The 25302-nt window shown below is 57.3% G+C and carries 24 protein-coding genes; 18 read left to right on the top strand and 6 right to left on the bottom strand.

Annotated elements, in window-relative coordinates; translation table 11 throughout:
* Positions 1 to 22 precede the first annotated feature (22 nt).
* From QMG15_RS12380 to QMG15_RS12365, 4 genes are read left to right on the top strand one after another with little or no spacing between them, the layout of a single operon-like run.
* Positions 23 to 805: an SDR family oxidoreductase gene (locus QMG15_RS12380; protein WP_108402007.1), complete on the top strand. Its 783-nt coding sequence runs from the start codon at positions 23 to 25 to the stop codon at positions 803 to 805.
* Positions 806 to 808: 3 nt separating this feature from the next.
* Positions 809 to 1963, top strand: coding sequence for an acyl-CoA dehydrogenase family protein (locus QMG15_RS12375; RefSeq protein ID WP_108359377.1), 1155 nt, complete (start codon positions 809 to 811; stop codon positions 1961 to 1963).
* 9 nt (positions 1964 to 1972) lie between these two features.
* A complete protein-coding gene (locus QMG15_RS12370; protein ID WP_281788829.1) occupies positions 1973 to 2779 on the top strand; it encodes an enoyl-CoA hydratase-related protein in 807 nt (268 codons plus the stop codon).
* Positions 2780 to 2782: 3 nt separating this feature from the next.
* Positions 2783 to 4174, top strand: a complete 1392-nt coding sequence (locus QMG15_RS12365; protein ID WP_281788827.1) for an MmgE/PrpD family protein — start codon at positions 2783 to 2785, stop codon at positions 4172 to 4174.
* On the opposite strand, the gene QMG15_RS12360 is transcribed toward QMG15_RS12365, so the two are convergent.
* Positions 4171 to 5085 (bottom strand): DMT family transporter, encoded by a 915-nt coding sequence (locus QMG15_RS12360; protein WP_281788826.1) that lies wholly within the window; start codon positions 5083 to 5085, stop codon positions 4171 to 4173. The two genes, QMG15_RS12365 and QMG15_RS12360, sit on opposite strands and share 4 nt — an antisense overlap.
* Positions 5086 to 5131: 46 nt before the next feature.
* Positions 5132 to 5530: a glutaredoxin gene (locus QMG15_RS12355; protein ID WP_281788825.1), complete on the bottom strand. Its 399-nt coding sequence runs from the start codon at positions 5528 to 5530 to the stop codon at positions 5132 to 5134.
* A 77-nt stretch (positions 5531 to 5607) separates the two neighbouring features.
* Between QMG15_RS12355 and QMG15_RS12350 the strand changes: the two genes are divergently transcribed.
* Positions 5608 to 6078 carry a peptidylprolyl isomerase gene (locus QMG15_RS12350; protein ID WP_281788824.1) on the top strand — a complete coding sequence of 157 codons (471 nt, stop codon included), beginning with the start codon at positions 5608 to 5610 and terminating at the stop codon, positions 6076 to 6078.
* Positions 6079 to 6135: 57 nt separating this feature from the next.
* Here QMG15_RS12350 and uvrA read toward each other — a convergent pair whose 3' ends face one another.
* Entirely contained in the window at positions 6136 to 9114 is a 2979-nt protein-coding gene (gene uvrA / locus QMG15_RS12345; protein WP_281790145.1) for an excinuclease ABC subunit UvrA, read from the bottom strand.
* A 187-nt stretch (positions 9115 to 9301) separates the two neighbouring features.
* Between uvrA and QMG15_RS12340 the strand changes: the two genes are divergently transcribed.
* Positions 9302 to 10489: an MFS transporter gene (locus QMG15_RS12340; RefSeq protein ID WP_281790144.1), complete on the top strand. Its 1188-nt coding sequence runs from the start codon at positions 9302 to 9304 to the stop codon at positions 10487 to 10489.
* A gap of 27 nt (positions 10490 to 10516) precedes the next feature.
* Entirely contained in the window at positions 10517 to 11014 is a 498-nt protein-coding gene (ssb, locus tag QMG15_RS12335) for a single-stranded DNA-binding protein (protein ID WP_104800452.1), read from the top strand.
* Positions 11015 to 11091: 77 nt separating this feature from the next.
* On the opposite strand, the gene QMG15_RS12330 is transcribed toward ssb, so the two are convergent.
* Positions 11092 to 11643 (bottom strand): DUF2889 domain-containing protein, encoded by a 552-nt coding sequence (locus QMG15_RS12330; protein ID WP_281788823.1) that lies wholly within the window; start codon positions 11641 to 11643, stop codon positions 11092 to 11094.
* 240 nt (positions 11644 to 11883) lie between these two features.
* Here QMG15_RS12330 and QMG15_RS12325 point away from each other — a divergent pair, with 240 nt between their 5' ends.
* The 10 genes from QMG15_RS12325 (at position 11884) to QMG15_RS12280 (ending at position 22349) form a co-directional block, all read left to right on the top strand.
* Positions 11884 to 12735 carry a branched-chain amino acid ABC transporter permease gene (locus QMG15_RS12325; protein ID WP_108358871.1) on the top strand — a complete coding sequence of 284 codons (852 nt, stop codon included), beginning with the start codon at positions 11884 to 11886 and terminating at the stop codon, positions 12733 to 12735.
* A gap of 18 nt (positions 12736 to 12753) precedes the next feature.
* Positions 12754 to 13734: a branched-chain amino acid ABC transporter permease gene (locus QMG15_RS12320; protein ID WP_281788136.1), complete on the top strand. Its 981-nt coding sequence runs from the start codon at positions 12754 to 12756 to the stop codon at positions 13732 to 13734.
* Positions 13735 to 13806: 72 nt separating this feature from the next.
* Positions 13807 to 14535, top strand: a complete 729-nt coding sequence (locus tag QMG15_RS12315) for an ABC transporter ATP-binding protein (RefSeq protein ID WP_108401504.1) — start codon at positions 13807 to 13809, stop codon at positions 14533 to 14535.
* The gene (locus tag QMG15_RS12310; protein WP_281788137.1) at positions 14532 to 15236 is read left to right on the top strand and encodes an ABC transporter ATP-binding protein; all 705 of its coding nucleotides are present in this window, start codon (positions 14532 to 14534) and stop codon (positions 15234 to 15236) included. Before QMG15_RS12315 ends, QMG15_RS12310 begins: the two co-directional genes overlap by 4 nt.
* 69 nt (positions 15237 to 15305) lie before the next feature.
* The gene (locus QMG15_RS12305; RefSeq protein WP_281788822.1) at positions 15306 to 16493 is read left to right on the top strand and encodes an ABC transporter substrate-binding protein; all 1188 of its coding nucleotides are present in this window, start codon (positions 15306 to 15308) and stop codon (positions 16491 to 16493) included.
* Positions 16494 to 16580: 87 nt separating this feature from the next.
* Positions 16581 to 18098 carry an FAD-dependent oxidoreductase gene (locus QMG15_RS12300; protein ID WP_281788821.1) on the top strand — a complete coding sequence of 506 codons (1518 nt, stop codon included), beginning with the start codon at positions 16581 to 16583 and terminating at the stop codon, positions 18096 to 18098.
* 19 nt (positions 18099 to 18117) lie between these two features.
* Entirely contained in the window at positions 18118 to 18363 is a 246-nt protein-coding gene (locus tag QMG15_RS12295) for a hypothetical protein (protein ID WP_281788820.1), read from the top strand.
* A gap of 27 nt (positions 18364 to 18390) precedes the next feature.
* A complete protein-coding gene (locus QMG15_RS12290) occupies positions 18391 to 19800 on the top strand; it encodes an FAD-dependent oxidoreductase (protein ID WP_281788819.1) in 1410 nt (469 codons plus the stop codon).
* A 28-nt stretch (positions 19801 to 19828) separates the two neighbouring features.
* Positions 19829 to 21544 (top strand): FAD-dependent oxidoreductase, encoded by a 1716-nt coding sequence (locus QMG15_RS12285; protein WP_281788818.1) that lies wholly within the window; start codon positions 19829 to 19831, stop codon positions 21542 to 21544.
* Positions 21510 to 22349 carry an SDR family oxidoreductase gene (locus QMG15_RS12280; protein ID WP_281790143.1) on the top strand — a complete coding sequence of 280 codons (840 nt, stop codon included), beginning with the start codon at positions 21510 to 21512 and terminating at the stop codon, positions 22347 to 22349. Before QMG15_RS12285 ends, QMG15_RS12280 begins: the two co-directional genes overlap by 35 nt.
* Before the next feature lie 21 nt (positions 22350 to 22370).
* Here the strand turns inward: QMG15_RS12280 and QMG15_RS12275 are convergent, their stop codons facing one another.
* Entirely contained in the window at positions 22371 to 23432 is a 1062-nt protein-coding gene (locus tag QMG15_RS12275; RefSeq protein WP_281788817.1) for a Gfo/Idh/MocA family oxidoreductase, read from the bottom strand.
* A gap of 45 nt (positions 23433 to 23477) precedes the next feature.
* A complete protein-coding gene (locus QMG15_RS12270; protein WP_281788816.1) occupies positions 23478 to 24239 on the bottom strand; it encodes an SDR family NAD(P)-dependent oxidoreductase in 762 nt (253 codons plus the stop codon).
* A 111-nt stretch (positions 24240 to 24350) separates the two neighbouring features.
* On the opposite strand from QMG15_RS12270, the gene QMG15_RS12265 reads away from it, so the two are divergent.
* The gene (locus QMG15_RS12265; RefSeq protein WP_108360396.1) at positions 24351 to 25274 is read left to right on the top strand and encodes a LysR family transcriptional regulator; all 924 of its coding nucleotides are present in this window, start codon (positions 24351 to 24353) and stop codon (positions 25272 to 25274) included.
* Positions 25275 to 25302: the final 28 nt, after the last annotated feature.

Here is a 25302-nt window from a genome sequence, read left to right as displayed (position 1 = left end):
AACTTCTTAAAGAGAGCCGACGATGAATTTAGAACTGACAGGACAGCGCGTCCTTATCACGGGTGGATCCAAAGGCATTGGTTTGGCGATTGCGCAAGCGTTCGCGGCCGAAGGCGCCAAGCCTGTTTTGGTGTCGCGTGATCGCGCCAACTTGGCCCATGCGGTGCAAGCCATTGAAGCTGCACACCACATCACTCCCGAGGTGTTTGAGGCTGATTTGGGCTTGCCTGGTTCCGCGGAAAAGTTATGCCAACAGGTGGGTGATATTGATGTGTTGGTGAACAATGCGGGCGCGATTCCAGGCGGCAACATCCACGACATCACCGAAGAGCGCTGGCGTCAGGCATGGGAGCTCAAGCTCTACAGCTACATCAACCTGACGCGCGCATATTTGCCCAGCATGGAAAAACGCGGCAAGGGTGTGATTGCCAACATCATCGGCATGGCCGGTGCGGCACCGCGCTATGAATACATCTGCGGCTCAGCGGCCAATGCGGCGCTCATCGCTTTCACCCAAGGTCTGGGCGGTGGCACGGTGCGCCAAGGTGTGCGCGTGTTCGGCATCAACCCTTCGCCCACCCGGAGTGACCGCATGCAGGGCATGTTGCAGCAGCAAGCCACCACCAAGTTGGGAGACGCCTCGCGTTGGCATGAACTGACCTTGGCTTTGCCGTTTGGTCGTCTGGCCGAACCCGATGAGATTGCCAAGTTGACAGCCTTTTGTGCCTCACCGTTGTGCGGCTATCTGAGCGGCAGTGTCATCAACGTGGACGGTGGCCAAATGTTCACCACACCGAGTAAATAAACCATGAGCCGAAATGATTTTCCCGAATTGCGCGAAGGTGTGCGCCAAGTGGTGTCCGCCTTTGACTCGCGTTACTGGCAAGAGATAGACGAGGCCAGGGCGTTTCCTGAAAAGTTTGTCACCGCCTTGACCGATGCAGGTTGGTTGTCTGCTCTGATTCCTGAGGAATACGGCGGGTCCAACTTGAGCCTGACCGAGGCCAGCGTGATCATGGAAGAGATCAACCGTGCTGGCGGCAATTCAGGCGCCTGCCACGGCCAGATGTACGTGATGGGTTGTGTCGTGCGTCATGGTTCAAAGGCGCAAAAAGAAGCTCTGTTGCCCAAGATTGCTTCAGGTGAGTTGCGCATGCAGTCGATGGCAGTCACGGAGCCAACCACGGGCTCGGACACCACCCAGCTCAAAACAGTCGCGGTGCGCCAAGGTGACCACTATGTCGTCAATGGTCAAAAGGTGTGGACCTCGCGTTTGCAGCACTCCGACTACATGTTGCTGTTGGCCCGCACCACGCCGCTGTCTGAAGTGAAGAAAAAGTCAGAAGGCTTGTCGGTGTTCTTGGTGGACTTGCGTGAAGAGGTCGGCAAGACCATCACGGTCAAACCCATTCGCAACATGGTCAACCATGAGACGAATGAAATCTTCATCGATAACTTGCGTATCCCTGTCGAGAACCGCATTGGCGAAGAAGGCTTGGGCCTGAAATACATTCTGGATGGGTTGAATGCCGAGCGCATTTTGATTGCTGCTGAATGTATCGGTGACGGCTATTGGTTTGTTGACCGAGCCACCCAGTATGCAAAGGAACGCGTGGTGTTTGGCCGCGCGATTGCACACAACCAGGGCATTCAATTCCCGATTGCCAAAGCGCACATCAACGTCGAAGCGGCCAGCTTGATGCGCTATGAAGCCGCGCGTTTGTTCGATGCCGGTCTGCCGTGCGGGGCCGAGGCCAATATGTCTAAATTGCTTGCGGCCGATGCGTCGTGGGAAGCCGCCAATGTGTGTTTGCAAACGCACGGTGGATTTGGCTTTGCCGCCGAGTACGACATTGAGCGCAAATTCCGCGAGACACGTCTCTACCAAGTGGCACCGATCTCGACCAACTTGATCTTGTCTTATGTGGGCGAGCACGTGTTGGGCATGCCTAAATCTTATTGAGCGCACACCATGGCCCACCCCCAGTTGCCGACTTACAGAACGCTTGAATGCACACAGGTGTCGGACCATGTGTTGCAGGTGTGTCTGAACCGTCCAGAGGCCGGCAATGCACTGAACACGCAGATGGGCATCGATTTGCTGGACCTGTGGGTGCGCCTGACCGATCAGCCTGGTGATCTGCGTTGTGTGGTGTTGACGGGGGCTGGCGCCAAAATATTTTGCGGTGGCGGAGATTTGAAAGAGCGCAACGGCATGACGCCGCAAGCGTGGCAATACCAGCACGAGATTTTTGAGCGCTTGTATTGGGCATTGATTGATTTGCCATTGCCCGTCATCGGGGCCATCAATGGCCATGCCTATGGCGGTGGTTTGGAAATGGCGTTGTGCTGTGACTTTTTGTACGCGAGCCAAGACGCACGCTTTGCGCTGCCCGAGGTCACCTTGGGCATCATGCCTGGCATGGGCGGTACGCAAAATTTACCGCGCGCTTTGGGCGAGCGACGCGCCAAAGAATTGGCGCTGACAGGCCGTCCTTTCAGCGCAGAGCAGGCCTTGGAATGGGGTTTGGTCAACCAAGTGGCTGCGCCTGATGCGGTCTTGGCATTGGCGCTAGAGACGGCGCAACGCATTGCCGCCAATGCGCCTTTGTCAGTGCGACAAATCAAGAAATCAATCCGCTACGGCGGGCAAATGGAGCTGCGCACCGCGTATCGGTTTGAGGTGGAGGCTTACAACCGCCTCGTGGACACCGACGACCGCCGCGAAGGTGTGGCAGCCTTTAACGACAAACGCCCACCGGTTTTCAAAGGCCGCTGAGTCATGCAAAGGCTTGGGCTAGGAGCCATCAACAGGCCTTCTTGGACCGAGCAGTTGTTGGCCTTGCAAGGCCGCCCCATCACCGACACCGACCGCCGCCGCGCGGCATTGCATCTGCTGGACTGGTTTGGGTGTGTGTTGCTGGGCCACGCTTCTCCGGCTGGTGCCGCTTTGAACCGTTGGGCCGCACAGACCGCGGCAGGACCCTGTTGGACGGCGGGTGGTTTGCAGTTGCACAGCGAAGCTGCTGCATTGGTCCACGGTGGGCTAGGCAACATCGATGAGTTGGACGACTTGCACCGGGCTGCTGTGGTGCATCCGGCTGACACCATCATGGCAGCAGCGTTGGCTGTTGCACAGCGTGAACAAGCCACACCGCATGCGCTGCTTGATGCGGTGGTGCGTGGCTATGAGGTGGCCATCCGTGTTGGTTTGTTGGCGGGTACCGCGCATTACCGGCACTGGTACAGTACGGCCACATGTGGGGTGTTTGGTGCAGCCACAGCCAGTGCCAGCTTGTTGCAGCTTGATGCCACACAAGCCATGCATGCTTTGGCGCAGGCTGGCATGCAAGCCAGTGGGGTGTGGCAATGTCGCTTAGAACCCGGTTTTTCTAAACAGTTGGCTGCGGGGCGCAGTGCGCAATCGGGCGTCATGGCGGCTGACTTGGCTGCGGCTGGTTTGGTCGGACCTCGTCATATCTTGGAGGGCGAACATGGCTGGTTCGCTGCGACCGGTAGTCGCCCGAATGTAAGGCGCGCAAAGGCAGTGCTCACGCCAAAGCCAAATGCGCCGTGGCTGATACACGAAGTCAGCTTCAAACCTTGGCCTGCTTGCCGCCATGTTCATCCAGCCATTGCGTGTGCTGTGCGGTTGCACGCGCAAGTGCCAGATGTGAGCCAGATCACCCGCATCGAAATCCAGACCTACCAAACCGCAGTGGCGTTTGCCAACCAACCACACCCGAGTACGCGCCAACAAGCCCGCTTCAGTTTGCAACACGGCGTGGCGGTGGGCTTGCTGAGGGGCGATTTTGGTTTGGACGACACGCAACCTGAATGCCTGGCGCAACCCACCTTGGCACGTTTGCGCGCCTGCACCCATGTCAGTGCAGTGTCGCGCTGGAGTCGAGCCTACCCAGCGCACTACGGCGCTCAAGTTCGTGTCTGGTTACGCAACGGTGCGGTGTTGCACACCCAGGTGTCAGATGCACCCGGCGACCCAGAAAGTCCGATGTCTGATGCGATGGTGATCGCGAAAGCGCAACGTGTGATGCAGGCCGCAGGTTATTCGCCGCAGGCCGTGGCCAGGGTGCTTGCCGCCTGCGCCGCATTGCCGCAAGCGTCGTCGTCGGATGATTTATGGCGCGCCTTGCGCCACCTCAACACCGCCTAAATGTGTTCAGCTTGTGATGCGCGCGCTGGCCACAGCACAGAGGCGATGGCCGCGACCACCAGCAACACCGCCAGCCAGTCTTGCCAATGCAACACCTCGCCCAGCCACCACGCGCCTGCGAATACGCCAAGGACAGGGATGAACATCACGCTCAAACTCGATGCCAACGGTGGCAAGCTGCGCGCCAAACTTAGCCACGCGGCTTGCGCAAATACAAAGACGCCAATGGCGTTGTAAATGATGGAGCCCCAAGTGTGGGCAGGAGGCATGGCCCAACGGTCCATTTCAAACACAACGGCCAGCACACTCATCACCACCGCTGTCATGCCGGTCATCCAAAACACAATCGTGAGGGTGGGCACCGTCATCTTGGTGTGACGAATTTGCTGTGTGCCCAAGGCCCATGAGGCTGCGGCGATCAAAGCAATCAAAACGCCCAAGGGCTTCCCGGACAGATGTGCCAACTCGTGCCACAACAAGAGCATGGCGGCCAAGGCGGCCAATGCCACGCCCAACCAAGCACGAGGGCGCAGCGGTGATTTGAAAAACAAAACACCCATCAGCGCTGAAAAAATTGGCATGGTGTAGCCCAAGATGGCCGCGCGTCCACTCGACAAATCTTGCACCGCCAAAATGATCAACACATGCCAAACAAACATATTGCTGATGGCTAAAAGCACCAATTCCCGCCACTCGTGACGCGGCACTTTGAACGGCACTTTCATACGCAGCAGCACGAGGCCCAACAAGGGCCAGCCGATCCACATGGAAATGCTGCGAAAGGTAATGGCGGGATAGCCCGTCACGCCAATTTTTAAGATGGGCCAGTTCATGCCCCAAACCAAAGTCAGGATGACGAGGGTCAGCAACTGTTTGCGGGTGAGACTGTGTAGGGCTGACATGGTCTGCATGGTAAAGCTTCTGGATGCGCGAACATGACGTATAGGTCTTGCAGGTTCAAGCCACTGCTGTACCGAAGCGTTCACGCAGGTAGACCACGATGGTGTTCGAGTCTTGTAGCCACCTTATTTCTCCGTTTGCTTCAGTGATCTTCAGGCACGGCACTTTGGTTGCACTGCTGCCTTGCATCAGTTCGTCACGGTTGGCGGTGTTGTGTTGTGCATCGCGTTTCTCAATCGGCAGCGACAGGCGGCGCATTTCTTGGCGCACCTTGATGCAAAACGGGCAGGTGCTGAATTGGTACAGCGCCAGGTTTTGGCATTCCAGGTTGACCATGGTTTGCGCGGCGGGTTCGCGTTGCACGCCCTTGGTTTGAGTGAGGCGTTCTTTGAGCAACATGACAGGACCCAGCACGAGGCGCAGGGTTTTGAAAAAGGCACGGATGATAGGTTTCATGGGAGGGAATGGTAAGGCTTGATGCGGGTTCAGCCGTGCGGTCGTGGACAATTGAGCTTTTCATTCAAAGCCTAGCCATGCACATCATCCAAGACACGGCCGTCACCCTCAAATACCAAGTCACCACCCCCGCAGGCAAGCCTTTGGATTCGGGGCATTTGTCTTATTTACACGGCGGCTACGAAAACATTTTTCCCAAGTTGGAAGCCGCACTCAACGGCCAAGCGGTGGGCTTTGCCGTCACGCTGGATTTGAGCGCGGAAGACGCCTTTGGCGAGCGCGACGAATCGTTGGTGCGCGTCATTCCTAAAGCGGAATTTCCACCGGGCGTGAAAGTGGGCGGGCAGTTGCAAGGTGCAGGCGACGATGGGCAGCCGCGCGTGTTCAACGTCATGAAGATCAAAGGACCCGAAGTGCACCTAGACGGCAACCACGAGTTGGCGGGCCAAGCGCTGCGTTTCAGTTGTACCGTGACGGATGTGCGCGCCGCCACGGCTGAAGAAATTGCCCATCGCCATGTGCATGGCGCGCATGGGCATCAGCATTAACAGGTGACCTGTCGCGCGGGCCTGCTGCTCAATGGGGCAGCGAAGCCGCTCGCGTGCTCAGCTTGGCAACAAGCGCTTCAAGTACTTGCCGGTAAAGCTAGCAGGGTTGGCCGCCAAATCTTCGGGTGTACCAACGCCCACCACCATGCCGCCGCCCGAGCCGCCTTCAGGCCCCATGTCAATCAGCCAGTCGGCGGTTTTGATGACGTCGAGGTTGTGCTCGATGATGACGATGGTGTTGCCCGCATCGCGCAGGTGTTGCAGCACCTTCAGCAGCAGCGCAATGTCGGCAAAGTGCAGGCCGGTGGTGGGCTCGTCCAAGATGTAGAGCGTGCGACCTGTGTCGCGTTTGCTCAGCTCCAAAGCCAGCTTCACGCGCTGCGCTTCACCGCCCGAGAGGGTGGTGGCAGCTTGGCCGAGTTGCAGGTACGACAGGCCCACGTCCATCAAGGTTTGCAGCTTGCGGGCGATGTTGGGCACGGCGTTGAAAAACACCAGCGCGGCTTCGACGGTGAGCGTCAAAATTTGCGCGATGTTTTTGCCCTTGTACATGACCTCTAGTGTTTCGCGGTTGTAGCGCAAGCCGTGGCACACATCGCAAGGCACATACACATCGGGCAAAAAGTGCATTTCCACTTTCACCATGCCGTCGCCTTGGCAGGCTTCGCAACGGCCGCCGCCTGAGCCTGCGGCCACGTTGAAGCTGAATCGCCCTGGACCATAGCCGCGTTCACGCGCCATCGGCACTTCGGCCATCAGCTCACGGATGGGCGTGAACAGGCCGGTGTAAGTGGCAGGGTTGCTGCGCGGTGTGCGGCCAATGGGCGATTGGTCGACGTTGATGACTTTGTCGAAATAGTCGAGGCCGGTGATTTCGTCGTGCGCTGCTGGCTCGTCGTGCGCGCGGTGAATGGTGTGCGCGGCTGCGGTGTACAGCGTGTCGTTCACCAACGTCGATTTGCCCGAGCCCGACACACCTGTGACGCAGGTGAGCAAGCCCACGGGGAAATCGGCGGTCACGTTTTTCAAGTTGTTGCCCCGCGCACCACGGATGCGAATCACTTGGTGTTCCGACGCGTCTTTGTGCAGCTTGCGTTGGAACTTCAGCTCTTCGGCTTCCACAGGTAAGAAGGCATTGCGTTTGGCAGGCACGTCGATGCGCAACGCTTGCGCGAGGTAACGGCCCGTCAGTGAGTTGGGGTTGGCTTCAATTTCGCTGGGTGTGCCGCTGGCCATCACTTGGCCGCCATGCACGCCCGCGCCGGGGCCCATGTCCACGCAAAAGTCTGCGGCACGAATCATGTCTTCGTCGTGCTCGACCACGATCACGCTGTTGCCGATGTTGCGCAGGTGTTTGAGGGTGTCAATCAGACGGTCGTTGTCGCGCTGGTGTAGGCCGATGCTGGGCTCGTCCAGCACGTACATCACACCGGTGAGGCCCGAGCCGATTTGGCTGGCCAAACGAATGCGTTGTGCTTCGCCGCCCGACAGCGTGTCGGCGCTGCGGTCGAGGCTGAGGTAGTTCAGGCCCACGTCGTTCAAGAATTTCAGGCGTGAAGCAATTTCGCGCACCACTTTGTCGGCAATCTCGGCTTTGGCACCTTGCAGTTGCAGGGTGTTGAAGTAGCCAAAGCATTCGCCCAGCGTGGTGTGGCTGATGTCAAAAATGCCGCGCATTTGCGCACCTTCGCCAATGCGCACATTGCGCGCTTCGCGGCGCAGGCGTGTGCCACCGCATGAGGTGCAGGCACGCACGCCACGGTAGCGCGAGAGGTCTTCGCGCACCACGGTGGAGTCGGTCTCGCGGTAGCGGCGCTCCATGTTGACCAAGATGCCTTCGAAGGGGTGCTTCTTGCTGAGCTTTTTGCTAGAGCCGTTTTCAAGGCTGTAGTTGAATTTGATTTCTTCTTCGCCCGAGCCATACAGCAGCACTTGGCGCACTTCGGGGCTCAGGTCTTCATACGGTGCATCAAGGTCAAATTTGTAGTGCTTGGCCAAGCTCTCGAGCATCGTGAAGTAATGCGCGTTGCGGCGGTCCCAGCCTTTGATGGCGCCGCTGCCTAAGCTGAGTGACGGAAATGCCACCACGCGTGCTGGGTCGAAATAGTCTTGGTGGCCTAGGCCATCGCACGAGGGGCAAGCGCCCACGGGTGAGTTGAACGAGAACAAACGGGGTTCGAGTTCGCTGATGGAATACGTGCACTGTGGGCAAGAAAACTTGGCGTTGAACGCGTGCTCCACACCCGTGTCCATCTCCAGCGCGATGGCGCGGCCTTCGGCTAAGCGCAGCGCGGCTTCAAAGCTCTCGGCCAAACGCTGGCGCAAGCCGGGCGGAGGTGCAGCCACGGCAATGTCGCCAATGCTGGGCGCGGCCACAGGCGCGGGGGGCGCTGCGGGCGCTTCGTGGCGCACCTTGATGCGGTCCACCACCACGTCGATGTCGTGTTTCTCGGTTTTCTTCAGCTCGGGCAGCTCGTCGTATTCGTACACCTTGCCTTCGATGCGAAAACGCACATAGCCCTGCGCTTGCAACTGGGTGAAGATTTCGCTGTACTCGCCCTTGCGGTTGCGCGCGATGGGCGCGAGCAGCATGAGCTTGGTGTCTTCGGGCAGGGCCATGACGGCGTCCACCATTTGCGACACGCTTTGCGCTTGCAGCGCCAAGTTGTGGTCGGGGCAATAGGGCGTGCCCGCGCGGGCAAACAGCAAGCGCAGGTAGTCGTGAATTTCGGTCACCGTGCCCACGGTGGAGCGCGGGTTGTGGCTGGTGGCTTTTTGCTCAATGCTGATCGCGGGCGACAGGCCTTCAATCAGATCCACATCGGGCTTGTCCAAGCGGCCCAAAAATTGACGGGCGTAGGCCGAGAGGCTTTCCACATAACGGCGCTGGCCTTCGGCATACAGCGTGTCAAACGCGAGGCTGGATTTGCCCGAGCCCGACAAGCCCGTGATGACCACCAGCTGGTTACGCGGAATGTCCAGGTCGATGTTTTTCAGGTTGTGCGTGCGCGCCCCGCGAATGCTGATGTTTCGCATCGCGGAGGGGTGGTTCAGGGCTTGGCCTAAGTAGGCGCCGTCAGAAGGTGCGTTCACTGGACACTCAAAATAAAAGGGCAACCCGCCATGATAGTGGCGACGGGCTAACTTGGCCAGGAATACGGGACAATGGTAGGCTGTGACGATCAACTTAACCCCCGACCCCACACTGGACGATAGCCCCACCATGACGCGCACCGAGTTGCGCGCCAGTGGCTCGCTCGCGTCCATCTTTGCTTTGCGCATGTTGGGTTTGTTTTTGGTGTTGCCCGTGTTTGCGCTGGAAGCGCGTAAATACCCAGGCGGGGATGACCCCGCACTGATTGGCTTGGCCATGGGCATTTATGGCCTGACGCAAGGCATTTTGCAAATTCCGTTTGGCATGGCGTCTGACCGCTTGGGCCGCAAGCGGGTGATTATTTTTGGTTTGTTGGTGTTTGCCTTGGGCAGCTTGATTGCCGGCAGTGCCGACACCTTGACAGGTTTGCTGGTGGGCCGCTCGGTGCAAGGCGCGGGCGCGGTGTCTGCGGCGGTCACCGCTTTGTTGGCAGACCTGACGCGCGACAGCGTGCGCACCAAGGCCATGGCTTTGGTGGGCGCAAGCATTGGGCTGATGTTTGCCTTGTCACTGGTGGTGTCGCCCGTGATTGCGGCACACATTGGTTTGTCGGGCTTGTTTGTGTTGACAGCGGTGCTGGCGCTGTTGGGCACGGCCGTGGTGGTGTGGGGCGTGCCAGCTGAGCCTCAGGCGCACAAAGACGCGGCCCGCGGCGGCCTGCGCCACGTGCTGTCTAGCCCTGCGCTGCTGCGCTTGAACATCGGTGTGTTTGTGTTGCATGCGGTGCAGCTGGCCATGTGGGTGGCGATTCCTGCGTTCTTGGTGCAAGCCGGTTTGGGCAAGGACGACCATTGGCAAATTTATTTGCCCGCTGTGCTGGGCTCGTTCGTGTTGATGGGCGGTGTGTTTCCGCTGGAGCGTCGCGGCTATTTGCGTGCGGTGTTTTTAAGCGCCATAGCTTTGATTGCTTTGGTGCAAGTGGCGCTGCTGTGGGTGTCGTCTGGCGCGCCCAGCATCACCTGCTTGGCTTGGTTGTTGTTTGCGTTCTTTTGTGGCTTCAACGTGTTGGAAGCCACGCAACCCAGTTTGGTGTCGCGCATCGCGCCCGCTTCGTCGCGTGGCGCGGCCATGGGTGTGTACAACACGCTGCAATCGTTGGGCTTTTTTGCCGGTGGCGTGATGGGCGGTCAGCTTGTCAAAAGCTACGGCACACAAGGCCTGTTTTTAACTTGCGCGGCACTCATGGTGCTGTGGCTGGTGGTAGCTTGGCCCATGGTGGCGCCCAAGCGCCCAGCCCATTCCGCAAAGACCCCATAATTAGCCCCTATCTGGAGGAATTTACTCATGGCATCCGTTAACAAAGTCATCCTCGTCGGCAACTGCGGCCGCGACCCCGAAGTGCGCTACCTGCCCAGCGGCCAAGCCGTGGCCAACGTGAGCGTGGCCACATCGAGCCGCCGCAAAGACAAAAACAGCGGCGAGATGATTGAAGACACACAGTGGCACCGCGTCACGTTCTACGACCGCTTGGCTGAAATCGCTGGCGAATACGTCAAAAAAGGCCGTCCCATTTATGTGGAAGGCCGCTTGAAATACGGCGTGTACACCGACAAAACCACAGGCGTGGAAAAAAACACCGTGGACATCATTGCGACTGAGTTGCAACTCTTGGGTGGCCGTGAAGGCATGGGCGGCCCCAGCGGTGGTGGCGAAGAAGGCGGCGGTGGCTACAGCCGCCCAGCGGCAGCGCCTCGCGCCGCAGCCCCAGCAGCGCAACGCCCTGCGGCACCTGCGCCTGCCAAGGGTGGCTTTGACGACATGGACGACGACATCCCGTTTTAACGTCTAGGTATCTATCAATGTCAAAAGGCCCGTGACTCTAAGAGCACGGGCCTTTTGCGTATCTGAGATGTCAAAGTTTAAGAACCATCGGTGGATGGTTGTTTGAAAAACATGGGGTAGCGACGGCTGACCAATTCCGTGTCGAGCCGCCATGCGACACAACGGTTTAAGTGAGGTGGTGGTATTTCTGGATTGGTGACTTCAAATGTGCCAGTCACGGTTTGGAATGCGGCGGTGGCCATGTTGAACAGCAGCTCCCGCAGGTGCGCACACCCTTGAGATTTACCCAAGTTTTCTTCAATTGCTTTTCGCCAGCCACTGGCGAGTTGAGCGCCAATCAGTTTTTGCATAGGCGGCATGGCTTGGGGGCACTCGTCGTGCGGAACATCATCCATCGACACCTGAATGTCTTGAATCACAAGGCGTGCATTCACCGTTAAGCGAATCGACATGTTGTGAATTGGTTCGTTCGGTAGCCAAGATTTCTCGCCGGGAACTTCAAATGGCATGGGTTTGGTGTCACGCAACACACCTTCAATGTCCCACAAGCCATCGTCTCTTTGATAGCCAGTGAAAGTGACTTGCCTTGTGTGCGCGTGTCTTCGCGGTTGAGCTGCTGGTAAAGCCAAAGTGAATCCTGAGAACAGAGGGTTTTGATAGCGCTGACTGTATAGCCTCTATCGCTCATGTGCATGAGCCGAAGGTGATCGCATGTGTTTGCCGACAGTCGACACATCCAACATAGATATATTTTAAAAATATGGTTAATACGATTATTTCATTGGAAATGGAATAGCTTCATCTTGATACTCGCGCCCATAAGAAAACAAGTGACAAAACTGAAGGGTGAGTTTTATGAGGATGACAACATGTTGACCATCAACCTTTTTAACGGCCTCGTCTACGGCGCATTGCTCATCGTGATGTGCTCGGGCCTGGCCTTGATCTACGGCCTGCGCCGCGTGGTCAACTTTGCCCACGGCTCGCTCTACATGCTGGGCGCCTACCTCGGCTACACCGTCGCCCTGCAAAGCAACTTCTGGGTCGCTTTGGTGGTGGCCCCCGCCTTGATGGCCGTCTTTGGGGTGCTGCTGGACCGCTATGGTTTTCGCCTGCTCCAAGACCGCGAACCTCTTACCGTTGTGCTGGTCACCTTCGGCTTGCTGCTCGTCATCGAAGACATGGTGCAGTCGGTCTGGGGCAAGAGCAACCTCTCTGTCGCTGCACCCGAGGCCTTGAACTTCTCTGTCGATTTGTTTGGCACCTCCGTGCCCGCTTACCGCATTGGCGTGATCGTGATGGGCGCGGCTGTGGCTCTGGGCCTGAGCCTGTGGCTGCGCTACTCCAAAGTGGGTTTGTTTGTGCGTGCCGCCAGCACCGACCCCGTGACCACCGCCATGCAAGGCGTCAACACCGACGCCTTGAGCGCTGGTGTGGTGGGCTTGGGCACCGCGTTGGCCGGTTTGGCCGGTGTGGTGGCTGCACCCTTCTTGTCGTTGTCGCCTTCCATGAGTTCAGACGTGTTGATTGACTCTTTTGTGGTGGTCGTGATTGGCGGCTTGGGCTCACTCGCAGGGGCTTTCATTGCCGCCTTGTTGCTGGGCATGGTGCAGGCCATTGGCGCGGTGTATTTGCCTGACGCATCGGTGCTGCTGCCCTTTGTGTTCATGGTCGCCATCTTGATTTGGAAGCCCGCAGGTTTTGCTGGCAGCCGCACTTAATTCCCGAGGACTTTGGATATGAGCCCCCTTCGCGCTATTGCTTATTCTGTCGCCGCCCTGCTCGCAGGCGTGGGCTTGGTGGCGGTGATCAGTTCAAACACCGTCCTGTCACTGCTGACCCAAGCCGTGGTGTACGCCGTCTTTGCCTTGGGCATTGGCGTGCTGCTCAAGCAAAACGGCTTGGTGAGTTTTGGTCACGCCTTGTATTTTGGTGTGGCCGGTTACGCCATCGGCATCACCTTGCAACAACAACTCATGCCCGTCGAATGGGCCATCTTGGCCACCTTGGTGGGCATAGGCATCGCCGCCTTTGTGGTGGGCCTGATCATCGTGCGTGTGCCCGGCATTGCGTTTGGCATGTTGACCCTGGCGATTGGCCAAATGTTCTTCTTGTCCGTCTCTCGCGCCCGCGGCATCACCGGTGGCGCAGACGGCATGCAAGTCGACTGGCCTGCCACTATTTTCGGCTTCAGCCAATCGGCCATCCTCAAACCCGCTGCGATGTTTTTGATTTGCTGGACGACCTTGGTCATCGTCATGCTGCTGCTGACCTTGTTGCTCAACACACGTTTTGGTGCCATCACCGAAGCCGTGCGCGACAACGAAGAACGTGCGCGCTTCATCGGCATCTCCACCGTCATTCCACGCGCTGCCATCTACGCCTTGTCTGCGGTGGTCACCGCCGTGGCGGGCTTGTTGTCGACCTTGAACACCGGCTTTGTCTCTCCCGAGAGCTTGCACTGGAGCTTGTCGGGCATGGCCTTGATGATGGTTGTCGTCGGCGGCTTCAAAGCCCTGTGGGGCCCCGCCTTGGGCGCGGTGGTGTATTTCATCTTCAAAGACGTGGTGGGCGACTACGCCACCCATTGGATGTCTATTTTTGGTGTGGCCTTGATCGCCGTCATCGTGTTCTCGCCCACGGGCATCGCGGGAGCTTTGCAAGCGCTCTGGCGCGGCAAGCCCGCCTCAGCGTCACGCGCCAAGGCCGGTGCGCATTAAGCGGCAACCAAAGCCGCAAATAGCACCGCAAACAGAACGCTAAATAGACCGACACACAGACACGGAACCCCTATGAGCAATTCCTCTCCTTATGTACTCCAGGCCGACGATGTGGCCATCCACTACGGCGGCGTCAAAGCCGTTGATGGTGTGTCCCTGACTTTAGAAAAAGGCCAAATTCGCGGCCTGATCGGCCCCAACGGCGCTGGCAAATCCACCGTCATCGACGCCATCACCGGTCGTCGCCGTTTGACGCGCGGCAAAGTCACCTTGCGTGGCACCGATGTGAGCGAGATGGGCGTGGTCGAACGCCGCATGCTCGGCTTGTCACGCAGTTTTCAGCGCACCAGCATTTTTGGTGGCATGCCCGTTCGCAAACAAGTCGAACTGGCCTCGCACAAGATGGGCGTGCAGGACTCGGCCGCCGATGCAGATGCTGTGCTCAAAGAACTCGAACTCGACCGCATGGCCCATGTCATGGCCGAAGACTTGGGCTACGGCGAACAACGCCGCCTCGACTTGGCCCTGGCCTTGGTGGGTCGCCCCAGCGTGCTGCTGCTGGACGAGCCCATGGCAGGTTTGTCGGTCAAAGAGTCTCACGATTTGGCACACCACTTAAAAGCCCTCACCTCGCGCTGGGACGTGTCCGTGCTGCTGGTGGAGCACGACATGGATGTGGTGTTTGGCATCTCTGATGTGGTGACTGTTTTTGAATTGGGCCGCGTCATCGCCAGTGGTGAGCCGGCCGCCGTGCGCGCTGACCCGCGTGTGCGTGAAGCTTATTTGGGGAGTGCAGCATGAGCGCCTTACTGAACCTGAAAAACGTGCATGCCTACTACGGCGCTGCACACATCTTGCACGGCCTGAACTTGCATGTGAACGCAGGCGAACGCGTGGCCTTGATTGGTCGCAACGGCGTGGGCAAGACCACGGTGGTCAACACCATCTTGGGATTGGCCAACCTCAAAAACGGGCACATCCACTTAGGCGCACAGGAGATCAGCAAGCCCCGCCCCTACATGGCCGCACAACACGGCATCGTGGTGGTGCCCCAAGGCCGCTGCATCATTGCCAACCTCACCGTGGAAGAAAACCTCTTGCTCGGCGCTGCGGTGGGCCGCAAAGGCCCTTGGTCTGTGCCCGAGATTTACAAGCTCTTCCCCATCTTGCAAGAGCGCGCCCACACACCGGGCACAGCGCTCTCAGGCGGTCAACAACAAATGCTGGCCGTGGGCCGTGCGTTGATGGCCAACCCCAGTTTGATCTTGTTGGACGAACCCACCGAGGGCTTGGCGCCCGTCATCGTGGACCAACTCGCCGACATCTTCAACCGCGTGGCGGACGAAGGCACCGCCTTGTTGTTGATCGAACAAAACATGAGCCTCGTCGCACGTGTGGCGCACCGTTACTTGGCCATGGCCAAGGGCTCGGTGGTAGCACAAGGCGTGGTGAGCAACTCGCCCGAAGGCCTCAAAGATTTAGAAAGTCATGTGATGGTCTAAGGCCATCGCATCCAGTTCCCAACGGCCGTCGGACCGATTCCGGCAATCCTTCATACCTAGGAGACAAGCATGCAATATAAAAAAATCTATCAACTGTTGGCAAGCGCAGCGCTGGTGACAGCCCTGCCGTTGAGCGCTTTGGCGCAAGGCAAAGAGCCGGTCAAGGTCGGCTTGGTGTCGTCCAAAACAGGCGTTTGGGCGGAGATGGGCGAGGAGGTCATTCGCGGCATCCGATTTGCGATTGATGAGGCGAATACCAAAGGTGGCGTGGATGGCCGCAAAATCGAAGTGGCCGAAGGTGATGACGAGGGCAATCCCGACACGGGCCGTCGTGCTGCTGAAAAGTTGGCACGCGATGGTTACAACTTGCTGATTGGCCCAATCGGGTCCGCCGTTTCTTTGGCCATTGTTCCGAACTTGGAGCGCTGGGATGCGGCTTACTTCGCCACGATCAGCAAGACCGACAAGCTGACTGGCGAAACCTGCAAATTCCGCAGCTTCCGCACCGTGCAGTCGGATACGATTGACATTGCCATGATCAACGAATGGGCGCCCAACATCAAAGGCAACAATTTCGCCATCATCGCGGCTGACTACGCTTGGGGCCGCGACTCCGCGGCATCTTTTAAGAAGGCCGTAGAAGCCAAAGGCAAGACCGTGGCCACAGTTCTGTTCTCCCCCTTAGGGACCAAGGACTACTCACCCTACATTGCCCAATTGAAAGCCGCCAATGTGGATGGCGTTTGGGCTGCCATCCCTGCACGCGATGGCATTAACTTCATGAAGCAAGCGGGTGAGTTTGGTCTCATGCCAAAGACGCCAGTGATTGGTCATGCGATGTTGTCGGACTTCATGGTCGGCGCCACTGGAAAAATCCAAGAAGGCATGGCTGGCACTTTGGGTTACGGCGTTGACATTGACAACCCACGTAACAAGGCATTTGTGTCGGGCTTCCGCTCTAAGTTCAACCGTGCGCCCACCGAAACCGAGGGCTTGGCTTATCACGGTGCCACCGTCATGTTGGAAGGTGTGCGTTTGGCCAAGAGCCCCAAACCTGAAGACGTGAGCAAAGCTTTGCACGGGGCTCAAATCGAAACCATCATGGGATCTTTGACGCTGCGTGCTGCAGACCATCAATTGGTGGTGCCCAACTTTATGGCGCGTGTGAAATCGGTCGACGGCAAGCTCCGCCCTGTTGTTGATCAAACCTACAGCCCCGCCATCGTTCCGAGTGCATCGCCACTTTGCAAGATGTAAAGCGCGTCACCACGCACGCTTATATCTGGGTCTGCCCTCTGATCGGGGGCAGATCATGGACCTCAATTCCTTGAATCAGAAATCATCATGAACTCATCTCCTCAGTCCCTGCGAATAGAAACGGCAGATGTCATCGTTGTGGGCGGTGGCGGTTCGGGCATGGCTGCCGCGATTGCCGCAGCCGAACAGGGAGCGCACGTCATCCTGCTCGAAAAAAATCCATTTCTGGGCGGCACCACCAAGCTATCGGTGGGCTCGATCACGGCAACCGGTACGCGCTTTCAAAAAGCCAAGGGTATTGAAGACACGCCAGATGAGCACTTTAACGACATGTCTCTCTTCTTGAGTCCAGAGTTGGCCAAGAAGGAAAACTTAGAGTTGCGTCGGGTGCTGGTTGACAACGCGCAAGCGACGCTGGAATGGCTCATCAGCATTGGACTGAGTTTTTATGGGCCGATGCCAGAGCCGCCCCACAGCAAGCCGCGAATGCACAACGTGCTGCCCAATTCCCGGGCCTATGCGTACTACCTCGAGAAAGAGTGTCGCAAACAAGGCGTCGATATTCGTTTGGAAACTCGCTTGAGCCATTTGGTCATGGATGGTGAGCAAGTGACAGGCATCGTTGCGGACACAGGTTCAGGCATGACCGAGTTCAAAGCACGCGGGGGGGTCATTCTTGCCAGTGGTGACTTCAGCGCTAGCACCGCGCTGAAACAACAGCACGTACCGCATGCGGCGCATGTCGATGCAATGAACGCTGCCAGCACTGGCGATGGGCATCGCATTGCCCAACAAGTGGGGGGCTGGATCAAGAACCCTGAAGTGATGTGGGGACCAAGCATGCGCTTTAAGGCGCCACCGGTGGAAACACTGCTGCGTCGATTGCCACCTTACCGTTGGATCACCAAGCCGATGCAGTTTGCGTTGATGAATCTGCCGCTGTGGGTGTTCCGCCCTTTTGTGACTCGGTTCATGACCGCGTCACTGGCGCCAGAGCCTTCCCTTTTACGCGCTGGAGCCATGCTGGTTAACAAACGGGCCGAGCGCTTCAGCGACGAACTGGATCGCCCAGAACTTCAGGTGCCCAACCAACCGGACAAAGAGGCGTATCTTGTGTTCGACCATCGTGTGGCGCAAATGTTTGAGGCGTGGCCTAACTTTGTTTCTACCGCGCCAGGCGTGGCTTATGCGTATTTGAAAGACTACAAACACACACGTCCTGACCTGTATCACGAAGCTTCCACATTGGCTGAGCTGGCTCGCCAAATGGGGATGCCTGCAGACCAATTGAACACCAGTGTCCAAGCGTACAACCAGGCGATACAGGCGGATTCCACACGCACGCGTCAGCCGATTAGCCAAGGGCCTTTTTATGCACTCGGCCCAGTGATGAGCTGGATTGTTTTCACCGAAGGTGGTCTGGCCGTCACTGCGCGCCATGAGGTGACGCGACCCGACGGTCAGCGCATCTTGGGTCTTTGGGCGGCCGGCTCAGCAGGGCAAGGCGGCACCATTTTGGCGGGGCACGGGCATCACATTGGTTGGGCCATGACCTCGGGCCGTCGTGCAGGTCGCTTCGCTGCAGAACGCGCTATTCAACGTTAATCTCACATCCAAACTCACTATGTCAGAACCCTTTTCTTCTCACAGCTCATACCCCGTTGTGCAATTCCTGGTGCGTCGTGGACACACGGTTGCATTTGCTTTGTCCGCGTTCGTGTTTCTGGGCTTTCTCGGCATGTCTTTTCAGTTGGGACAGCTCTGGCCAAGCTTCGTTGGCTTCGTGCTTGCCGCTGTATTGCTGGGGCTGTTGGTGAGCTATGTGGAGGTGCTCCGCATCATTGCGGACACCCTGTTGCCTAAGTACTAAGAACACGTGGATTCAAGGAGATAGCCCATGACACTCAGCGATGTAATCGTGATCGGCGGTGGACTTGCAGGACTTGCCGCTGCCAACAAAGTGGCCGAGCAAGGCTGGAGCGTTCAAGTTCTGGAGCAGAGCAAAGACGATGCTTACTTGTGCAACAGCCGCTATACCGGAGGCTTGTTTCACATTGCCATGGACGACATGGCGGGCGACCCTCAGTGGGTGAAAGAGAACTTAGAAAAGACCACCCGCGGGACGACCAATCCACAGCTGGCGGATGCCTTGACGCAAAACGCGCGCCGTACTTTGCGTTGGCTGTCGTCTTTGGGCGTGCGCTTCATTCAAGCGGGGCCTGATGGCTTGCGTCGCAATTCACTTTCCCCACCCGGGGTCCGTCAAACTGGACTGAATTGGCGTGGACGCGCAGGTGATGTGATGTTGCGTACCTTGGGTGATAAGTTGCGTGCGCAAGGTGGCACGATCGCACAAGGTATGACGGCACAACGTCTGCTGATGGGGGCCGACCGTTGCGAGGGTGTCGAAGTCAAAACCGCCACAGGAGATGTGGTGCAGCTGCATAGCCGTGCTGTGGTGATTGCGGATGGTGGGTTTCAAGCCAACCCAGATTTGGTGAAGCGCTTCATCTCTGCACGACCCGATCGACTGTTGCAGCGCAATGCAGGCAGTGGCCAAGGCCAAGGGTTGCTGATGGCTGAGGCGGCGGGTGCAAAACTGGTCGGTACAGATCGTTTCTATGGACACATTCAACATCGCAAGGCCATGACCGATGGGGCGTTGTGGCCTTACCCCGTGCTCGATTCGTTGGCGTGCGGTGGAATCGTTGTAGACGAGACCGCCCGTCGCTTTTGTGATGAAGGCTTAGGTGGTGTGTTCATCACGAACGCGATTGCCCAGCGCGCTGATCCGTTGTCCGCCGTCATCATCTTTGACGAAGCCATTTGGAACGGCCCGGGACGCGACTGGTTGCTGCCTGCCAACCCCTACCTGCTCAGTGCCGGCGGCAATCTGATCAGTGCCGAGACCTTGCCTGAATTGGCTCAAAAGCTGGGACTCGATCCCAGCACGCTCGTCGATACCGTCACGCGCTACAACCAATTGGTCGATGAAGGCACTGCGTCCGATCAACCGCCGCGAAGCGTTCATCCGTATAAAGCGTGGCCGATTCGGCATGGGCCTTTTCATGCCATCGAGGCTTGCGCAGGGATCACTTACACCATGGGTGGCATTGCCACGGACGCGCAAGCGCGCGTCTTGCGTGAGGACGGCCAAACCATTCCAGGGCTCTACGCAGCAGGTGCTTGTACGGGTGGCTTGGAGGGGGGCGGTGAGGCGGCCGGCTACTCAGGTGGATTGTCCAAGTCAGCGGTATTTGGCATGTTGGCTGGAGAAGCCATCGACCAATACCTGCCATCGGTCTGAGCACAGGGTACGAAACAAAGGCAATGAGATGAACGCTAAATCAAATACAACATCCGGCTGGGATCAACAGGTCGATCTGCTGGTGATGGGCGCGGGCCCTGCGGGCATGACCACGGCGCTGGTTGCAGCGCTGGAAGGTATCAAACCGTTGATACTTGAAAAGTCTGCTTGGGTTGGAGGAACTGCAGCCACCTCGGCTGGAACGGTCTGGATTCCAGGCAATCGACAAAGCCTAGAAGCCGGTTACACCGACAGCGCAGATGCCGCTGCTCGTTACATGGATGCGTTGATCGGCGGCCCGGATGTGGATGGCCGACGAACCGCCTATTTGGCGACGGGGCCGAAGGTGGTTGACTACCTGCGTGAAAAAACGGATGTTCACTTCGTGCCTTGCGGCAAGCACCCAGACTATCGGGACATGGATGGTGCAGCGATCACAGGCCGTGCACTCGCGCCAGCCATGTTTGATGGACGACTTCTGGGTAAAGACTTTGAGCGAGTCCGTCCCCCTATTCCAGAGTTCATGGTTCTGGGCGGAATGATGGCGGGTAAGAGCGATCTTGCGCCTTTGATCGATCGCTTTCAATCGATGAGCAATTTCATTTACTCAGGCAAATTATTTTTGCGTTACGTGGTTGATCGTTTGCGTTACTCACGCGGGACGCGTGTTGTCATGGGCAACGCGTTGGTCTCACGTTTGTTTTATAGCCTTCGCAAGAACAATGTCCCCGTGATGTTTGAGACGACGGTGCAGGAAGTTATCTGGGACGCGGGTCGTGTGGTGGGCGTGGTCGCCCAATCCCAAGGCAAACGTCTACGCATCCAAACTCGCCGAGGGTTGGTCATTGCGACAGGTGGTTATGGTCACAACACAAAGCTGCGCCAAATGTTCATGCCAACACCAACACCGCCGCTCAGTGTTGCTTGTCAAAGTAACACGGGCGATGGCATTGAATTGGGATTGGCACATGGCGGCGTTGTCGCGCCAGAAACTCAGGGGCCGGGTGCATTTTGGACACCCGTTTCTGTGACCAAACGACCCGATGGAAGTCGTGGCGTCTACCCCCACTTGTCGCTTGATCGTGCCAAGCCTGGACTGATTGCCGTCAACAGCGCGGGCAAACGTTTTGTCAATGAAGCCAACTCTTACCATGACTTTGTTGAAGGTATGTATGCCTCGCACAAGACAGTGCCAACGATGCCGGCTTACCTAATTTGTGAAGCAAATTTCGTGAAGCAATACGGTCTGGGCAATGTCTATCCAGGCACTACCAATCTGAAACGCTTTGAGGCGGACGGTTACCTCTTGACTGCGGCTACGCTTGAGGCCTTGGCATTGAAACTCAAAATACCGCCAGAAAATCTGACGGCAACTGTGAGCCGTTACAACGCCATGGCGGTCCAAGGTCAGGATCTAGATTTTGGCAAGGGCGACAGCGAACTGAATCGTTTCAACGGCGACCCCACGCAAATGCCCAATCCCTGCCTGCGCCCCATCGCGCATGGTCCGTTCGTCGCCATGGAAGTTTGGCCTGCGGAGATTGGCACCAGCACTGGATTGATAACCAACGCCGATGCGCAAGTGCTGGATTCCCAAGGGCAGGTGCGCGATGGTTTGTATGCGGTTGGCAATGACATGGCGTCCATCATGATGGGAACCTATCCTGGCCCAGGAACGACGCTTGGCCCAGGGCTGACATTTGGCTATCGTGCAGCGATGCACGCAGCGGGCAAAACTGTTTGATTTCTTATTTAAAGCGAACACGATGAATAAAACGTCTTATCTGCATCAAACCTTTGGTTTGGATGGCCGTACGGCCTTGGTCACAGGGTCCGCGCGCGGCATTGGGTTGTCCATTGCAACCGCGCTTGGCAACGCGGGTGCGCGAGTGATCATCAATGATCTTCGATCAGCGGCCTGCGATGAAGCGGTCGCAGGCTTGCAAGCGCAAGGGATTGAAGCACGCGGCGCTAGTTTTGATGTGTCTGACCATGCTGCCGTGCAGGCGGCACATCAGCAGCTGCTCGCCGAGCATTGGGATGTCGATATTTTGATCAACAACGCGGGCAACCAAAATCGCAAACCTTTGATTGAAACGACGCCTGTGGAGTGGCAGCAGTTGATGAATGTGCACGTCAATGGCTCATTCAACTGCAGCCAAATATTCATACCGGGGATGCGCAATCGTGGCTTTGGCCGCGTGGTGATGACTTCTTCTATTTCCGCTGAGGCGACTATGCCGAACATTGCGGCTTACTCGACGGCCAAGGCCGCCATGGCCGCTATGGCGCGGGCGATCGCCGTGGAATATGGACCGCACGGCGTGACGGCGAATGCAATTGCCCCTGGATTTGTACGTACAGAGTTCACCGTTGGCTTACAGGAGCGAGAAGGGTTTGAACATTACTTGCAGGAGTCGGTGCCGTGTGGCCGTTGGGCTTTGCCTGAAGATATTGCCCCAGTGGTTCTGTTTTTGGTTTCGCCCGCCGCTCGTTTTGTCAACGGTCAGACGCTGGCCATTGATGGCGGGTTGTTAGCCCGCGCCTAGGTCGCCACTCAGCAAGACCCGTTAAGCGGGCGTGATTTGAACTGTTTGCCCAGAGCGCGCAGCTTCGTGAACCGCTAGCGTTGTGCGCAAGGTCTGTAACCCGTCCCAGCCAGAGCAGACGGGCACTTCATGTCCTTCTGCCACGGCGCGAATATGAGTTAACTGTGCAACGTACGGATCACCGCGATGTAAGGGCGTGCGCTCTTGCGTGAGCGGTTCATGCCAACCGCGTTTCTCCTTAAAGCTGAAAATTTGGAGCTGAGGAAGTGTGATGGAAGCTTCGGTGCCTGTGATGAAGATGGCATCCACATCCTGTTTGGCGTAGTGAGACGCCTCGCCTGCTGCGAAATCCCAGTTCCACGGTGCGACGGCGGCATCTGAAACGTTGAGTACCGCCAGTGCGCCATTTTCAAACCGCAGCAAGGCTGATGCTGTGTCCTCGACCTCAAACCCCCGAATGGCGTTAGAGGTTTGCGCCTGCACAGACACCACTTCGCCTAACAAGAAGCGCAGTAAATCGATGTCGTGAATCATGTTGATCAAAATCGGTCCGCCACCCGGTTTGCGGCGCCATTCCATTTGAAAATACTCATCTGGTTTGAGCCAAGTTGCCATGGCCGTGGCCGTGACTGGGCGACCAAGCAAGCCCTGTTGTACCAGCGCTTTGGCGCGGCGAAGGATGGGGTTGTGGCGACGCTGATGGCCCACCATCACTGGCACGCCAGCCGTGTCGGCAGCCCTACATAGTTGCGCGGCACTCTCCAGCGTGTGGGCAATGGGTTTTTCTACCAAAAAGGGCAACTTGCGTGCAATGCAAGCCAGTCCCGCGGACGTATGTGTCTGATTGGGCGTGGCAATGATCACCGCTTCGGGTTTGGTGCTTTCCAACAAGGCCAAAGGTTCGCTGAACCACGGCACATTCAAATCGGCGGCCAGTTCGCGCGCGGCGTCCGAAGGGTCTGCAATGCCGCTGAGGCAGACATCAGGATGTGACTGAATGCGTTCAATGTGCATGCGTCCAATCGCGCCTGCGCCGAACACCGCAATGGGCATGCGCGCCGTGGTTTTGAGCCTAGAGGTCATCGGTATCTTTCGTTGTGTGAGTGTGGCTGACGGGTGCGGATGCGTTCACAAACCACGCCCGCCCGACAAGTCGTAAGTGGCACCTGTCGAGAAGGAACACTCTTCAGAGCACAACCAGCACACCAAGGCCGAGGCTTCATCTAGCGTGCCAGGACGGCCTAAAGGAATCCGCGATAGCGCTGCAGCCATGTATTCGGCGGAAAGCTGTTGCAACAACTCCGTTGCAATCAAGGCCGGCGTGATGGCGTTGACGAGTACGCCCGTGCTGGCTAAGTCCTTGCCCATTGACTTGGTGAGTCCCACCACGCCCGCCTTGGAGGCGGCGTAAGGACCCAGATTTTTGGGCCCCTCATTGGCTGTGACAGACGCAATGTTGACAATTCGCCCCCAGCCTCGATCGATCAGATGCGGTGTGACGGCGCGCGACACATAAAAAGTGCCGAACAAATTGATACGCATCACGCGTTCCCAATCCGAAACATCGACTTGCCAAAATGGACCATTAGGGCCCACGATGCCCGCGCCATTGACCAAGATATCTAGTTGAGAAAATTTCTGTAGCGCCTCTTTGAGGGCGTGCTGAATTTGTTGATCGTCTGTGACGTCGACGCGCTGCGTCAACACCCGGTCTTTGTGCGTGTTCTGGCAAGCTTGTAACTTGGCGGCATCGATGTCCCAGACGATGGCTTTCGCCCCTTCATGCACCAAACGATCGACGACCGCTCTGCCAATGCCCGAGGCCCCACCCGTGACCAAGGCCACGCGATTTTCAAAACGCCCTGCAAAAAGAGCTGGTTGATTTGTCATATGACTCTCCAATAATCTGTGGGTACCGATAGTGCGCCAAGAGGCATAACTTTTAAAATAAAAAGTTCTTATACTCCATACGATTATTGGTATATCAAGGCTGGTTAACTTATGAGTACTGACTGGACGCATCGCCTGCGTTTGCGTAATTTGCAAACACTTCTGAGTCTGGGGCAAACAGGCAATATGAGCCAAACGGCTGACGCGTTGAACACGACACAGCCAGGGCTGTCAAAGTGGCTCAAAGAGTTGGAAGATGACATTGGGTTGCCCCTGTTTGAACGTCACGCCCGAGGGTTGCGCCCAACGGTTCATGGCCAAGCTTTGATTGATCATGCGAGACGCATTGAGGCTCACTTAGACACGGCCCGGGATGAAATGTTGCTTCTGCGCGAAGGCAGCAGCGGCCAGGTGACGATCGGTTTTGCCGGCGCATCTTCTGTCGACACGGTGCCAATGGCTGTTTTGAAAATTGTGGATCGATTGCCAATGGCGCGCATCCATTTGCTGGAAAACAAAATCAACGGCCTATTCGATGCACTCAATGCGGGCGAAGTCGATGTCGTGGTTGGCCCTTCGGAAATCATTGCGCACGGGCCTGACATCAAAAGTGAATTGCTCTATTCAGAGCCCATCCATTTGGTTGCACGCATTCAGCATCCGATTTTTCAGTTGAAGACCATCGAATGGGATGACGTGCTGAAATATCCTTGGGCGCTCTGGGCCAAGGGGACGCCTGTTCGTAAAGCGTTTGACCAGGCGTTGTCTCACTTAGGGCACAAACTCCCACCGAATTATGTGGAAAGCAACTCTGCAACATTGACGACCACGCTCCTGTTGCACAGCGACATGATTGGGGTTACCTCACAGCGCCCCGCGCTGCGTTACAGCCGACTACAACTTCTGGGGTTAATCCCGCTGAATTTAGATGTGCACGGTTCAATTAGTTTGTACTGGCGTGCTGATGCGATGGATCGGATTGCGGTGAAGACAGCACTTGATTGCATACGTGAAGTTGTCTACGAGTTCGCTTAACAACTTTTTAATCGCATGGTCGTGTGCC

The organism is Limnohabitans sp. INBF002 (assembly GCF_027924905.1).
In the GTDB taxonomy this organism is placed as follows: domain Bacteria; phylum Pseudomonadota; class Gammaproteobacteria; order Burkholderiales; family Burkholderiaceae_C; genus Limnohabitans.
This window is presented reverse-complemented; position numbering and strand designations above follow the sequence as displayed.

Excerpts from the sequence above, each read along its gene's own strand:
- QMG15_RS12380 (WP_108402007.1), top strand. The coding sequence starts at position 23 with ATGAATTTAGAACTGACAGGACAGCGCGTCCTTATCACGGGTGGATCC.
- QMG15_RS12375 (WP_108359377.1), top strand. The coding sequence starts at position 809 with ATGAGCCGAAATGATTTTCCCGAATTGCGCGAAGGTGTGCGCCAAGTG.
- QMG15_RS12370 (WP_281788829.1), top strand. The coding sequence starts at position 1,973 with ATGGCCCACCCCCAGTTGCCGACTTACAGAACGCTTGAATGCACACAG.
- QMG15_RS12365 (WP_281788827.1), top strand. The coding sequence starts at position 2,783 with ATGCAAAGGCTTGGGCTAGGAGCCATCAACAGGCCTTCTTGGACCGAG.
- QMG15_RS12360 (WP_281788826.1), bottom strand. The coding sequence starts at position 5,085 with ATGCAGACCATGTCAGCCCTACACAGTCTCACCCGCAAACAGTTGCTG.
- QMG15_RS12355 (WP_281788825.1), bottom strand. The coding sequence starts at position 5,530 with ATGAAACCTATCATCCGTGCCTTTTTCAAAACCCTGCGCCTCGTGCTG.
- QMG15_RS12350 (WP_281788824.1), top strand. The coding sequence starts at position 5,608 with ATGCACATCATCCAAGACACGGCCGTCACCCTCAAATACCAAGTCACC.
- uvrA (WP_281790145.1), bottom strand. The coding sequence starts at position 9,114 with ATGCGAAACATCAGCATTCGCGGGGCGCGCACGCACAACCTGAAAAAC.
- QMG15_RS12340 (WP_281790144.1), top strand. The coding sequence starts at position 9,302 with ATGACGCGCACCGAGTTGCGCGCCAGTGGCTCGCTCGCGTCCATCTTT.
- ssb (WP_104800452.1), top strand. The coding sequence starts at position 10,517 with ATGGCATCCGTTAACAAAGTCATCCTCGTCGGCAACTGCGGCCGCGAC.
- QMG15_RS12325 (WP_108358871.1), top strand. The coding sequence starts at position 11,884 with ATGTTGACCATCAACCTTTTTAACGGCCTCGTCTACGGCGCATTGCTC.
- QMG15_RS12320 (WP_281788136.1), top strand. The coding sequence starts at position 12,754 with ATGAGCCCCCTTCGCGCTATTGCTTATTCTGTCGCCGCCCTGCTCGCA.
- QMG15_RS12315 (WP_108401504.1), top strand. The coding sequence starts at position 13,807 with ATGAGCAATTCCTCTCCTTATGTACTCCAGGCCGACGATGTGGCCATC.
- QMG15_RS12310 (WP_281788137.1), top strand. The coding sequence starts at position 14,532 with ATGAGCGCCTTACTGAACCTGAAAAACGTGCATGCCTACTACGGCGCT.
- QMG15_RS12305 (WP_281788822.1), top strand. The coding sequence starts at position 15,306 with ATGCAATATAAAAAAATCTATCAACTGTTGGCAAGCGCAGCGCTGGTG.
- QMG15_RS12300 (WP_281788821.1), top strand. The coding sequence starts at position 16,581 with ATGAACTCATCTCCTCAGTCCCTGCGAATAGAAACGGCAGATGTCATC.
- QMG15_RS12295 (WP_281788820.1), top strand. The coding sequence starts at position 18,118 with ATGTCAGAACCCTTTTCTTCTCACAGCTCATACCCCGTTGTGCAATTC.
- QMG15_RS12290 (WP_281788819.1), top strand. The coding sequence starts at position 18,391 with ATGACACTCAGCGATGTAATCGTGATCGGCGGTGGACTTGCAGGACTT.
- QMG15_RS12285 (WP_281788818.1), top strand. The coding sequence starts at position 19,829 with ATGAACGCTAAATCAAATACAACATCCGGCTGGGATCAACAGGTCGAT.
- QMG15_RS12275 (WP_281788817.1), bottom strand. The coding sequence starts at position 23,432 with ATGACCTCTAGGCTCAAAACCACGGCGCGCATGCCCATTGCGGTGTTC.
- QMG15_RS12270 (WP_281788816.1), bottom strand. The coding sequence starts at position 24,239 with ATGACAAATCAACCAGCTCTTTTTGCAGGGCGTTTTGAAAATCGCGTG.
- QMG15_RS12265 (WP_108360396.1), top strand. The coding sequence starts at position 24,351 with ATGAGTACTGACTGGACGCATCGCCTGCGTTTGCGTAATTTGCAAACA.